Origin of the sequence: Rhodoferax sp. (assembly GCF_028714215.1) — a bacterium.
GTDB lineage: Bacteria > Pseudomonadota > Gammaproteobacteria > Burkholderiales > Burkholderiaceae_C > Rhodoferax.
This window is the reverse complement of sequence record NZ_JAQTMS010000086.1, coordinates 1-12,652: the sequence shown is the minus strand read 5'-3', so window position 1 is coordinate 12,652 and position 12,652 is coordinate 1. Positions and strand designations below refer to the sequence as shown.

9 protein-coding genes are annotated in these 12,652 nt (G+C 60.9%); 3 read left to right on the top strand and 6 right to left on the bottom strand.

The window, feature by feature from the left end; all coding sequences use genetic code 11:
• Positions 1 to 65 precede the first annotated feature (65 nt).
• The 3 genes from PHS32_RS23435 (at position 66) to PHS32_RS23425 (ending at position 3,480) form a co-directional block, all read left to right on the top strand.
• Complete coding sequence (locus tag PHS32_RS23435; RefSeq protein WP_301081894.1) at positions 66 to 1,904, top strand: 2-oxoacid:acceptor oxidoreductase subunit alpha; 1,839 nt, start codon at positions 66 to 68, stop codon at positions 1,902 to 1,904.
• Positions 1,901 to 2,956: a 2-oxoacid:ferredoxin oxidoreductase subunit beta gene (locus tag PHS32_RS23430; RefSeq protein WP_301081893.1), complete on the top strand. Its 1,056-nt coding sequence runs from the start codon at positions 1,901 to 1,903 to the stop codon at positions 2,954 to 2,956. The genes PHS32_RS23435 and PHS32_RS23430 overlap by 4 nt, the downstream gene beginning before the upstream one ends.
• 83 nt (positions 2,957 to 3,039) lie before the next feature.
• Positions 3,040 to 3,480 carry a CBS domain-containing protein gene (locus PHS32_RS23425; RefSeq protein ID WP_301081892.1) on the top strand — a complete coding sequence of 147 codons (441 nt, stop codon included), beginning with the start codon at positions 3,040 to 3,042 and terminating at the stop codon, positions 3,478 to 3,480.
• Between the two features lie 12 nt (positions 3,481 to 3,492).
• On the opposite strand, the gene rsxB is transcribed toward PHS32_RS23425, so the two are convergent.
• The 6 genes from rsxB to gltA all read right to left on the bottom strand — a co-directional run bounded on the left by rsxB (position 3,493) and on the right by gltA (position 12,511).
• Positions 3,493 to 4,164 carry an electron transport complex subunit RsxB gene (gene rsxB, locus PHS32_RS23420; RefSeq protein ID WP_301081891.1) on the bottom strand — a complete coding sequence of 224 codons (672 nt, stop codon included), beginning with the start codon at positions 4,162 to 4,164 and terminating at the stop codon, positions 3,493 to 3,495.
• Positions 4,164 to 5,540, bottom strand: a complete 1,377-nt coding sequence (gene phaZ, locus PHS32_RS23415) for a polyhydroxyalkanoate depolymerase (protein WP_301081890.1) — start codon at positions 5,538 to 5,540, stop codon at positions 4,164 to 4,166. The genes rsxB and phaZ overlap by 1 nt, the downstream gene beginning before the upstream one ends.
• A 311-nt stretch (positions 5,541 to 5,851) precedes the next feature.
• Complete coding sequence (locus tag PHS32_RS23410; RefSeq protein ID WP_301081889.1) at positions 5,852 to 8,047, bottom strand: hypothetical protein; 2,196 nt, start codon at positions 8,045 to 8,047, stop codon at positions 5,852 to 5,854.
• A gap of 3 nt (positions 8,048 to 8,050) precedes the next feature.
• Positions 8,051 to 9,040 (bottom strand): thiamine pyrophosphate-dependent enzyme, encoded by a 990-nt coding sequence (locus PHS32_RS23405; protein ID WP_301081888.1) that lies wholly within the window; start codon positions 9,038 to 9,040, stop codon positions 8,051 to 8,053.
• 23 nt (positions 9,041 to 9,063) lie between these two features.
• Positions 9,064 to 10,974, bottom strand: coding sequence for a 2-oxoacid:acceptor oxidoreductase subunit alpha (locus PHS32_RS23400; RefSeq protein WP_301081887.1), 1,911 nt, complete (start codon positions 10,972 to 10,974; stop codon positions 9,064 to 9,066).
• Positions 10,975 to 11,005: 31 nt separating this feature from the next.
• Positions 11,006 to 12,511, bottom strand: a complete 1,506-nt coding sequence (gene gltA, locus PHS32_RS23395; protein WP_301081886.1) for an NADPH-dependent glutamate synthase — start codon at positions 12,509 to 12,511, stop codon at positions 11,006 to 11,008.
• Positions 12,512 to 12,652: the final 141 nt, after the last annotated feature.

Sequence of the window (12,652 nt, the reverse complement as noted above, 5' to 3'; positions counted from 1 at the left end):
AACACGCCCCCGGCCGGACCCAGATGCCGCGATGGAAAAGTGGTTCGCCGCGCGATGGGGGTCGCATGAAACGTATTGAAGCAGTCAACGACTTTGTCATCAAGTTCGCCAACGTCAACGGCTCGGGCTCGGCCTCGGCCAATGAGTTGTTTGCCAAGGCCGTCATGCGAATGGGTGTGCCAGTCAGCCCGCGCAACATTTTTCCCAGCAACATTCAGGGTATGCCGACCTGGTATGAGGCTCGGGTTTGCGAAAAAGGCTACGGTGGCCGGCGCGGCGGTGTCGACATGATGGTGGCCATGAACCCGCAGACCTGGGATTCGGATGTGGCCGAGATCCAGAGCGGCGGCTACCTGTTTTACGATAGCACGCGGCCGATCCCGGAGTCGCGTTTTCGCAAGGATATCGAGGTCATCGGCATACCGCTGACCGACATCAGCAATGCGGCCTATTCGGAGCCGCGCCAGCGCCAGTTGTTCAAGAACATCATTTACGTGGGTGCCTTGTCTGTGCTGCTGGATGTCGAGGCCGAGGTCTTCGAGAAGCTTTTTGCCGAACAGTACCGGGGCAAGGAGATGCTGCTGGACTCCAACGTGCGGGCCTTGTACCTGGGGCGCGATTACGTGAAGCAGAACTTGAGCGCGCCGTTGGGGCTGCGGGTGCGTCGCGCCGACAAGGTCGGCAACCAGATATTCACCGATGGCAACAGTGCCGCCGCGCTGGGCTGTGTCTATGGCGGCGCCACCGTGGCGGCTTGGTACCCGATCACGCCGTCGTCCTCGGTGCCCGAGGCGTTCCAGAAGTTTTGCGACAAATACCGGGTCGATGAGCACACCGGACGCAGCAATGTTGCCATTGTGCAGGCCGAGGATGAGCTGGCCTCGATTGGCATGGTGGTGGGTGCTGGCTGGAACGGTGCGCGGGCTTTTACCGCTACTTCGGGTCCGGGCATCTCCTTGATGTCCGAGTTCATTGGTCTGGCCTATTTTGCCGAGATCCCGGTCACCATCATCAACGTGCAGCGCGGCGGACCGTCCACCGGCATGCCGACCCGCACCCAGCAATCCGATTTGCTCAGCTGCGCTTATGCCTCGCATGGCGATACCAAGCATGTGATGCTGTTTCCGGAAGATCCGTACGAGTGTTTTGAACACGCGGCGGCGGCGCTGGACCTGGCGGACCGTTTGCAGACCCCGATCTTTGTCATGACCGATCTGGACATCGGCATGAACCAGCGCTTATGCAAACCCTTTGTCTGGGACGACGCGCAGGACTACGACCGCGGCAAGGTCATGACGGCCGAGGAGCTCGAGGCCGGCAAGGATTTTGGCCGTTACAAGGACGTCGATGGCGATGGTATTCCGTGGCGTACCTTGCCCGGAACGCACCCCACCAAAGGCAGCTTTTTCACCCGCGGTACCACGCGCGACCCGTATGCACGCTACTCTGAGCGCGGACCGGATTACATCTACAACATGGAGCGGCTGCTGCACAAGTTCAAAACGGCAGCCGATCTGGTGCCGCAGCCCGTGCTGCGCAAGGCCCCGCGCCCGACCCGTTTAGGGGTGCTTTACTTTGGTTCCACCAGTCCCGCCATGCAGGAGGCGCTGGATGTGCTGACGGCCAGCGGCATCGATCTGGATGCCATGCGCTTGCGCGCGTTTCCGTTCCCGGCATCGGTGGAGCGTTTCGTTGCGGAGCACGACAAGGTGTTTGTGGTGGAACAAAACCGTGACGCGCAAATGCACTCGTTGCTGGTCAACGAGGCGCTGGTCGATCCGGCGCGACTGGTCAAAGTGCTGCATTACGACGGTACGCCGATAACGGCGCGCTTCATCACCCGGTTCATCGAAGATAACCTGCAACCGGCGTCGTCGGCTGCCAAGCAACAGGAGGCCGCATGACCTACCTCGCCAAACCCAAGCTGCATCACCCCTCACTTATCACCAACAAGGTCGGCTACACGCGGCGTGATTACGAGGGCCGCATCTCCACTTTGTGCGCCGGCTGCGGGCACGATTCGATCTCGGCGGCGATCATCCAGGCCTGCTGGGAACTCGATATCGAGCCGCACCGCGTCGCCAAGCTCTCCGGCATTGGTTGCAGTTCCAAGACGCCGGACTACTTTTTGGGCGCTTCGCACGGTTTCAACACGGTGCATGGGCGCATGCCTTCGGTCTTGACCGGCGCCAACCTGGCGAACCGCGATCTGCTGTACCTGGGCGTTTCGGGCGACGGCGACTCGGCCTCCATTGGCTTGGGGCAATTCGCCAACGCCATGCGGCGCGGCGTGCGCATGGCCTACATCGTGGAAAACAACGGTGTCTACGGTCTGACCAAGGGGCAGTTTTCGGCCACCGCCGACCGGGGTTCGAAAAGCAAGAAGGGTGTGATCAACAACGACAACCCGGTGGATCTGGTCGGCTTGGCACTTCAATTGGGTGCCACTTACGTGGCGCGCAGTTTCTCCGGCGACAAGGCGCAACTGGTGCCGCTCATCAAGGGTGCCATCGACCACGGAGGCGCGGCCTTCATTGACGTCATCAGCCCGTGCGTCACTTTCAACAACCACGGTGGCAGCACCAAGAGCTACGACTATGTGCGCCAGCACAACGAGGCGGTGAGCCGAATTGACTTCATGCCCTCGCGCAGCGAGATCACCGCCGACTACGCGCCGGGTGAAGTGATTGACGTGCAGCAGCACGATGGCTCGACGCTGCGCCTGCGCAAGCTGCACCAGGACTACGATCCGACCGATCGCTACGCGGCCCTGAGTTACATGAATTCGCATCAGGTGCGTGGTGAAGTGGTGACCGGCTTGCTCTATCTGGACCCGATTGCCACCGACTTGCACATGTCCCTCAACACCAGTGACACCCCGCTCAACAGCATGGGCGTCAAGCAACTGTGCCCCGGTTCCCGGGTGCTCGAAAAGATCAACGCATCGCTACGCTAGGAATACGAAAAGATCAACGCATCGCTGCGCAAGGAATTGTCTGCCGCCCCACCTGAAAACGTGATTTTGAAAGGACTCTTGTTATGCCTGAACGCACCGTTTTTCAATCCTTGACCCAGCGCCACGTGGTCACCCTGCCACAACATGCCAGTGTGTGGGAGGCGGCATGTGTCATGACCAAGGCCAATTCCAGCAATGTGCTCGTCATTGATCCCTCGGGTAGCATGTTGGGGATTCTGACGGAGCGTGATTTGATGACGCGTGTCCTGGCCAAGGCGCTCAATCCACAGACCACCCAGGTCTGCGACGTCATGACGCCCAACCCGCAAACGGTGGGCCCGGACACGAAGGTGGCCGAGGCCGTTCTGATGATGATAGAGCGCGGCTTTCGGCACCTGCCTATCGTTTCGGAAAGCGATAAGACACTGGGGGTTTTCTCGGTGCGCGACGCGATGCCACGCGAAATCGGCGACGCAGTGAGTCTGGCGGAGTTCAACGATCAGGTCAATGACGCGCTTGGATAAGGTGAGCCGGCTCTAGGAGTCGGCGTCTTTTCCGGTGTCGCGTTTGGCGCGTGCGCGCTGTAGCGCGGCCTCAATCACGGTGCGCTTTTTATCCAGTATCACGGGGTCGGTGTGCTGCGAATGCTGCGCCAGGTCGGCCAGTTTCAGCATGGCTTTCTGTTCCAGCCTCAAGTCGTTTTCCTGCACCTCGCGATGGCGCCGGTAGGCATTGAATTGATAGCGATCGCGCGCCAGCGCCGCATCCTGCGCTGACCAGGCGTCCCAGCCGCTGGCCGCACCAGTTACGTTTTCAAGCTGGATGCAATCCACCGGGCAAACTGGAAGACACAGTTCGCAGCCGGTGCAGTAGGCCTCGATCACGCCGTGCATCAGCTTGTTGCTGCCCACGATGGCGTCGGTCGGACAAGCCTCGATGCACAGGGTGCAGCCGATGCACCAAGCCTCGTCGATGACGGCGATGCTGCGCGGCCCCTCGGTACCATGCAGCGGGTTCAGCGCGACGACAGCCTTGCCGGTGACGGCTGCCAGCCATTCAATACCCTGGGCGCCACCCGGCGGACACTGGTTGATGCCGGCCCTGCCCTGGGCCATGGCCAGCGCGTAAGCCGCACAGTCCGGGTAGCCGCAACGGGTGCACTGGGTTTGCGGCAGCAGGGCCAGCAGCTGGTCGGCCAGCGCAGACATTATTTTTTGCGAACCGTCTTCCTGGTCACGGTCTTTGCGCTGCTGGACGCCTGTTTAATCGGCGCGGCCACTGGTTTCGAAGGGACACCAGGTGCCTGGGCAAGTACCGTTGCCGGTTGGTGACTGAGGATGAACGATTTGACTTGCGGGTACACCACTTCACGCCAGCGACGACCGCTGAAGATACCGTAGTGCCCGGCACCGGCTACTTCCAGATGCTTTTGCTCGGATGCAACGACGCCGCTGCAGATGCTGTGAACGGCCTCGGTTTGGCCCGAGCCGGAGATGTCGTCAAGCTCGCCTTCGACCGAGAACAGGGCGGTGCTGGTGATGTCCTGGGGTCGAACGCGCTCGATCTTGCCATCGACGCCCTTCACGTCCCAGGTGCCATTGACCAGACTGAATTCCTGGAACACGACTTTGATGGTGTCAAGGTAATAGTCGGCGTCCATGTCCAGCACCGCGTTGTACTCGTCATAGAACTTGCGGTGCGCCTCGGTGCTGGCACCGTCGCCCTTGATCAGGTCTCTGAAGTAGTCGTAATGACTCTTGGCATGGTTGCTGGGGTTCATGGCGACAAAGCCGGAGTGCTGCAGGAAGCCTGGGTAGACGCGTCGTCCGGCACCGGCGAAGTTGCTGGGAACGCGATAAATCACGTTGTTCTCAAACCAGTCGTGGCTCTTGTTCATGGCCAGGTTGTTCACCGCGGTGGGCGATTTGCGGGCGTCGATCGGACCGCCCATCATGGTCATGGTCAAGGGCGTCAACTCACCGCGGCTGGCCATCAGCGAAACGGCCGCCAACACCGGCACGGTCGGCTGGCAGACGCTGACCACATGGCAGTTGCCGTAGCTGGCCTGTAGATGGCGAATGAACTCCTGCACGTAGTTGACGTAGTCATCGAGGGAAAACTTACCTTCGGACAGCGGTATCAGGCGGGCGTTTTTCCAGTCGGTGATGTAGACCTTGTGATCCTTGAGCATTGCCTTGACGGTATCGCGCAGCAGTGTCGCGTAGTGGCCGGACAGGGGCGCCACGATCAAAACCGCTGGCTGTCCCTTGAGTTTTTCGAGCGTCGCCGGATCGTCGCTGAAGCGTTTGAAACGGCGCAGTTGACAAAACGACTTGTCGATTTCGACGCGTTCATGGATCGCAATCCCGATGCCGTCGACATCCACCGTGCGCAGGCCGAACTCCGGCTTTTCATAGTCTTTGCCCAGACGATGCATCAAATCGTAGCCGGCCGAAATGCGTTGCGCAAAAGGGTTTTGCCCAAACAGGGACAGCGGGTTGCCATAGGCCTTGGCTGCAGACTGAGCCAAGTCGCTGAAGGGCTCCATCAGGGACCGTTGGGTTTCGTAGAGTTGGTACAGCACAGTGAGTTTGCCTTGAGGAAATGTTGCAGTGCAATATAACATTTCTAAGATGGCTTTGGTGAGGGGGGAAGTACTAATAGTCGCCAAAGATCAGATAGCCCCAGACTTCAAGCCGCAATACCGCCATTCGCACCCGCTTAAAGTCCCAGTAGGGAAGAATGAGTGTCGACTGCCCCATTGAGGCACCCAGAATGCTCAAAAAACAGCCGGCAGGAGGACCCTCTGTGGTGCTCCCAAGCATCCGTGCGGCCATGGGCGACAAAGCGTTTCCAGGCGGCTGGCAGCGACAGGCCACTGCCGCCGGGGTGGTTTTACAGGAACGGTTCGGCGCGTTTGAGCAACTCTTCCAGGCCCGGTTCCTTCGGATTGCGCGGTTTGCCGGGGTGAATGATGGACACCTGGCAGTTCTCCGCCGCCTCCACCAGCTGGGCGTAGCTGCCGGCGTTGACGTCGGTGATGTAGGCCTGCTGGTTTGCGTCGTAGGCGAACATCTTGTTGTTCAGCGTGGTGCACTCGTTGCAAGTCGAGCAGCGCGCGGTCTCGATGTAGGCTTCGTCAGGCGATCTCTCGGGTTCCTGTTCCACCGGCGCACTGGCTGCGGCCGGCGCAGCGGCCGCCAGCGGCGCTACGGTAGCGGGGGCCGGCGCAACGGCCGCTTGCGCTTCTGCGGCCTGTTGCATGCGTTCTTCCCAGGCCTTCTTTTCCCGTGCCAGCAGTATTTCCGCGTGGGAATTGTGAACGCCGCCAAGTTCCTGCAAGCTGTGCCACATTTCCCGGCAACGGCGTGCCTCCCGGATCAGGCGCTCGTCGACAATCACTTTCTGCAGCACATTGTCGGCGTCCACCATCAGCAGGCTGGGTACCTTGTCGGGCAGGCCTTTTCGCTCGCGTGTCAACGATTCGTCGACCGCAATCATGCTGCCGTTCCACTTGCTGCGCGGAACGCGCGCCAGGTGCTTGGCGTAGCGGTGGTCGCCGGCGACAAAATCGACCAGCGTGAAGGCCAGATCCTGCGAGACGCGCTGGTGCTGTTCGTCCTCGTAGGTAAATTCCTGTACCGGCCAGTCCAGATCAAGTTGCGAGTTGGCTTCCAGGTAAAAGCGCGAAGCCCAGTTGGGGCCGGCCGAGGGGTCGTAGCTGAAGGCCGGGAAGGCACGCGACTCCATCGCCGCCGCCGCCATCAGATAGGGCGGCAGACCGGAGGCCTTGGCACTGGCGCCGGAAAACACGCTGAACAGGGCCGGACCGCGGTAAGCCAAGCCGCGCAGCAGGCGCTCACGGAATCTGAACAGGTTGGAACTGCTGGACTGCAGTACGTACACCTGGTTGAGCCCGATCGCCATGTTGGCGATTTGGCGGCTGCGCATGCCGGCGCTCAGCTTGCCTTCGCCTTCGGATGACTCTTCGAGGATGTCGTCGATCTGGAGCAATACCTTGATCGGCAAACCCGAAGAAAGAATCTCCATCAGGTGGGCGTGCTCCGCAGCCTGCATTTTTTCGGCGTCAAGGCACACCAGATAGTCGGGAAACTGGGCCAGATCCTGCGGATCAAGTCCGTTGGCACCGAACTGCTCGAACAAGGCGTCGTGTCTTGCTTCGCTGTACTGGCCATCGATCTCGAGCCCGGCAATGGCAATGGCCTTGGCCAGCGCGACCAATTTGGGCATGCGCTCGCGAAACGCGGTCAGCGCGCCAGCACAACTGTCGAACAGGAAGGAGTAGGGTTTGGCGGCACCGGCGCTTGAGGGAATGAATTGCTGCGTGCTCAAGGTCTCGATCAACGCCCGTATGCGCTTGCGACGGCTTTCCGGAAAGGCCTCCTTGGGCAGTGCCTTGGACAGCAGGCGCGACATCGCGTTGAAGTCGAAAGCGTCGCCAAAGCCGGTTCCCACCGCGGCCTGCAAATGTTTGGCGCTGCGCCCGGCGTCGGAGCGCTGGTAGTCGGCTTTCAGAATGTCGGAGAGTTTCAGCACCAGCCGGTCAAGCTCTTTGCGGAAGACCTGGGCCTTCTGTCTTTGCCCTGTCGCCCAGGCATGCTGCAGCAGGCGCGCGGGCAATGTGGCATCGCAGTCGACCACGGCGCCGTCGACCTTGATCGCGGCGCGGGTGCGGCGCAAGCTGTCCTGGAACGATTTATCGCCTGTCTTTGCGAGCTGGCCGGCGGCTTTGTCCCACAGCGTCGAAAACGTGCTGACGGCGCTGCCGCTGGCAAGCGTGCGCATCTCGCGCTCCTGTCGCAGCACATGTTTGCGGATGCGCTCGCCATCGTCGCCCCGCGCCACGCCGGTCAGGGCGGCGTCGATGACACCCGACAGCGATTGCGCGAACAGATCGTCGCTGCGGCCATCGACCAGCAGCAACGGAAAATCATAGCGAAGCTGGGTCAGTTCACGATAGCCGGCAAAAAGAGCCGGCCGCAGGCCAAGGCCGTCGACCGCGTCCAGGTGCTCGCTGGGACGTCTGCCGGTCAAGAAAAAAGCAACGTGGGCTTGAGTGTCTGCTTCCATGTTTTACTTACCTGCCTTCTGTTCTGCTGGCTGCGGCCAGACCGTGTACTTGTCCAGTTCGGCGTTGAGTCCTGTGCGCGTCAGTTCGGGGGTACGCAACTTGTCCGACAGCCGCAGATCCTCATAGCAGGGAACGCTAGTGTTGCGGTACAGAATTCCGACCGGGATGTTGTCGCGACCAGAGGCGATTTCACGCGCCCGGTCGATGTTCGACGGGTCGTGTTGCAACTGGTTCTTGTAGATTCTGGACATGCCGTCGCTGATCTGCAGACCGTTCTCGTGACTCAGCAATTGGACCCGGTTCGGGTCATGCATCCACGGATCCAGCGCGGTTGGCAGCCACTCCGGGCAGCGTTGCACGATGCGGACGAAGGACAAGCCCTTGTGGTGGTAGGCGGCCTTGACAATATCGAACAGAACCTCCGGAATCCAGTCGACCGCCTGTGCCACGAAGGAGACGTTCTGCACGCCCAGTGTCACCGTCAAGGGGTTCAAGGCTTCAAGGTAACTGCCGCGTGGCGTGGTGTTGCTCTTGGTTCCGATCGGTGAGGTCGGCGACGCCTGCTTCTTGGTCAAACCATAAATCTGGTTGTCGTGCAGGAACACCGTGAGATTCATGTTGTAGCGGATGGCGTGGATCCAGTGCGCGGCGCCGATGCTGGTGCAGTCGCCGTCGCCGGTATTGACGAACACCGTCAGGTCGGGCCGTGCCATTTTGACGCCTTCGGCCACCGGCAGCGCGCGCCCGTGAATACCGTGAAAACCGTAGGTCTTCATGTAATGAGGAAAGCGGCTGGAGCATCCGATACCCGACACGAACACTGTTTTTTCAGGTAACAAGGCCTCGTCCCGGCACAGCCGCTGGACCGCCGCAAGAATGGCGTTGTCGCCGCAGCCGGTGCACCAGCGCGGCACCCCGCTCTGATAGTCCTCGAGCTCGAAGTGCTCGTCGCACATCTCCAGCAGGCATTCCGTGGCGGACATCATGTTCATGGTGTTTTCACCTTTCTGTACTTTTACTTTTGCAGTTGTTTCAGCAACACGCGGCGGATCGCTCCGGGTTTGATCGGCTGGCCCTTGCAATCGCTCCAGCAATCAATGTCGACCAGGTAGCGCGAGCGCAGCAGGATCGCAACCGACGAATAACGGCGATTGGTTTCGTCAATGATCTCGTCCTCGGGTCGGTCGCTCCAATTGCTCTCGATGGTCATGACCTTCTTGAAACCCTGCATGATTTCCTTGATCCCCGGGGGTAGCGGCTGCAGGAACTGCAAGTGCATGGAGGACACCTTGCGGCCCTCGGCGCGCAGCGCCTCGACCGCTTCCTCGATCGCGCCCTTGGTGCTGCCCCAGCCGATCACCAGCAGGTCGCCCTTGCGCTCACCAAACACCGTGGGTGCCTTCAGCGTCTTTTGCAGTGCCGCCAACTTCAGGCTGCGGGCGCGCAAGCTTTCCTCGTTGGTGCCCGGGTCATACGCGACATGGCTGTCTCTATCGTGAGCCAGTCCGGTCAGAGTGTGCATGCCACCGGGCTGGCCCGGAATGAAGCGGCGTGCCAGGCCGGTGGTGTCGTCCCAGTCGTAGGGTCTGGCGCCCTTGGGAATCGGGCTCTGGTCAACCGGCGGTGCCATCCAGGTCTCGCTGAACTCAGGACGTTTGAAGGGCTGCTGCGAGGTGGCCAGCGCGGCGTCGGACAGGACCACCACCACCATGTTGAAGGTTTCGGCGATCTTGCGCGCCGTGATGATGGAATAGAAACACTCCTCGATGGTGCCAGGCGCCATCACCACCTTGGGCGCGTCGCCGTGACTGCCGAAAATGGCGGTCATCAGATCGCCCTGTTCCATCTTGGTCGGTTGTCCGGTGCTGGGGCCGCCGCGCTGGACGTTCACCACCACCAGCGGAATCTCGCCCATGACGGCCAGGCCGATCGCCTCCTGTTTCAGGGAAAAACCGGGACCGGAAGTGACGGTGACGGCGCATTTGCTGGCGTACGAAGCGCCGATGGCAAAGGCGCAGGCGGCGATCTCGTCCTCGGCCTGGTGCACCATGCCGCCGACCTTCTCGAACACTTCGGACAGGTAGTGCGAGGTCGAGGTGGCCGGCGTGATCGGGTACATGGCGCAAATTTCCATGCCCGATGCGAGCACGCCCAAAGCCATGGCAGTGTTGCCGTTGACCACCACCTGGGGTTCGGTCGAGCGCGTCGCCGGGATGCTGTAGCAAAAATCGAGATTGGCGCCGGCCCATTTGTGCCCGGCTTCGAGCAGCATGATATTGGCATCCACCACACTCTGATCCTTCTTGCCGAAGGTGAGCACGATCTGATCGATCGCAAGCTTCAGGTCCAGGCTGTAGATGTAGCACAGCATGCCCAGTACGTACATGTTCTTGCCGCGTTTGGCGTCCGCGACCATGGTACGGCACTGCTGTTCCATTGGGATCTCGTACACCTTGTAGCCGGCCGCCACGACCCGGTCATGGGTCTCGATATAGGAGGCCACGATTTTCGGATCCTTGTGGCTGCGCCACATGCTCTCCATCAGGATGATGCAGCCGGGCTTGAGTTCCTTGGCTCGCACGCGTCCCAGCAGCACCTGCTCGTTGAATGCCACCACCAGGTCGGTCTCATCGCCACCGTTGGTGATATAGCCCGATCCGATGCGGATGCGGTTGCCGCTGGCGCCGGCGACGCTGCGCGCCGGCGGCCGGATCTCGGCCGGGATGATTTCCGTGGTCCAGATGCCGTTGCCCATCTGCGCCGCGATGGCGCCCAGGGACTGACCGCATTTTTGCGCGCCTTCGCCCGAATCGCTGATGATCTCAACGATGTGCTCCTTCAAGCGGATCGGCGCTTTGGTGCTGGCGGGCGACGCCGCTTTTTTGACGACCTTGTTGATCGGCTTTTGCTTGGTCATTTGGTTCATGCTGTTTTCCGTAGACGCTGTTGAGCGATTCTTAAGCAACCCGCACACGCGCGAAATTCCGCTCCCGCGTGGCTATTCCGAACAAGGTGTGGGCGTTGCCCCCGTCCGCGCCGCTGTAAGCCAGCGCCGAGTCCCTGATCCCGAGGTAGGCCTTCATGCTGCGCGCCGCCTTGCGACCGGCGCCCATGGCTTCGATCACGGTGGCTGCGCCGGTGACGATGTCGCCGCCGGCAAAGACACCCGCCACTGAGGTAGCCAGGTTCTCGTCGGCACCGATATAACCCCATTTGTTCAGCTTCAGCTTGGAGGTCTGGCCCATGATCGGGTTGGCGTTGGTACCGATGGCGTAGACGATCAGGTCGGCCTCGAAATCGAACTCGCTGCCGGCCACCGGGACCGGCCGGCGCCGACCCGAGTCATCCGGTTCGCCCAGTTCCATGCGCACGCAACGCATGCCGCGCACACTGCCTTTGCCGTCGTCCAGCACCGCCACCGGATTGGTCAGCCAGTGGTATTCCACCCCTTCCTGCTCGGCGTGATGGACCTCCTCGGCCCGCGCCGGCGCTTCGGTGCGCGAGCGGCGATAAATGCAATACACCTTCTCGGCGCCGAGCCGGATCGAGACCCGCACCGCGTCCATCGCCGTGTTGCCGGCGCCGACCACGGCGACCCTTTTGCCGATTGGCAGCGGCGTATCGAAGTTCGGAAAATCCCTGGCCCGCATCAGGTTGCAGCGTGTCAGCAACTCGTTGGCCGAGAGCACGCCGTTGAGGGAATCACCGGGAATGTTGAGCATCGTCGGGTAGCCGGCGCCGACGCCGACAAAGACGGCATGAAAGCCCATCTCGTCAATCATTTGCTCGATCGTGAACAAGCGCCCAACCAAGGTGTTGCATTCGAACTTGACGCCAAATTTTTTCAGATTGTTGATCTCGGCGTCGATCACCGCATTGGGCAGGCGAAAATCCGGAATGCCGTATTTCAGGACCCCGCCCGGCTGATGAAAGGCCTCGTAGACGGTGACATCGCAACCCGCCTTGGCCATGTCCGCGGCGCAGGCCATGCCGGCTGGACCCGAACCGACGATGCCGACGCGGAAGCGATTCGGTTCGATATACGGAATATTGACCCAACCCTCCTTGATGGCGGTGTCGCCGACAAAGCGCTCCAGGCGCCCGATGGCGACCGCTTCGAGCGATTCGCCGACCGTGCACTTGCCTTCGCATTGGTTTTCCTGCGGGCAGACCCGACCGCAGATCGAGGGCAATAGATTGGTATTGGTCAGAATGTCGTAGGCGCCGCGGAAATTCTTTTCGCCTATTTTCTGGATGAAGCCGGGGATATTGATGCCTACCGGGCAACCGGAGATGCAGGGCTCATCCGGGCACATCAGGCAACGATCCGACTCGCGCAAGGCATCTTCCAGGCTGTAGCCGCAGGCCACCTCCTCGAAATTCTTGGCTCGAATCTTCGCGTCCTGCTCGCGCATGGGCGTGCGTTCCTGCGGAATCGTTCGTATTGTCTTTTTCTTTGCCATCTGTTTATCCTCTAGCGACCATTCAAAACTGCGCGAGTGATCCACCCGGCGCTGAAAAAACCCGCACCATGAAGCAACAAACCAATTTAGCGTTGAGGCGTGTCCACGACCGGCTTGGTCATGCGACAGCTTTCTGACCAG

Bases quoted from the DNA above. Each gene is read 5' to 3' on its own strand.
- PHS32_RS23435 (WP_301081894.1), top strand. From the start codon at position 66: ATGAAACGTATTGAAGCAGTCAACGACTTTGTCATCAAGTTCGCCAAC.
- PHS32_RS23430 (WP_301081893.1), top strand. From the start codon at position 1,901: ATGACCTACCTCGCCAAACCCAAGCTGCATCACCCCTCACTTATCACC.
- PHS32_RS23425 (WP_301081892.1), top strand. From the start codon at position 3,040: ATGCCTGAACGCACCGTTTTTCAATCCTTGACCCAGCGCCACGTGGTC.
- rsxB (WP_301081891.1), bottom strand. From the start codon at position 4,164: ATGTCTGCGCTGGCCGACCAGCTGCTGGCCCTGCTGCCGCAAACCCAG.
- PHS32_RS23410 (WP_301081889.1), bottom strand. From the start codon at position 8,047: ATGGAAGCAGACACTCAAGCCCACGTTGCTTTTTTCTTGACCGGCAGA.
- PHS32_RS23405 (WP_301081888.1), bottom strand. From the start codon at position 9,040: ATGAACATGATGTCCGCCACGGAATGCCTGCTGGAGATGTGCGACGAG.
- PHS32_RS23400 (WP_301081887.1), bottom strand. From the start codon at position 10,974: ATGAACCAAATGACCAAGCAAAAGCCGATCAACAAGGTCGTCAAAAAA.
- gltA (WP_301081886.1), bottom strand. From the start codon at position 12,511: ATGGCAAAGAAAAAGACAATACGAACGATTCCGCAGGAACGCACGCCC.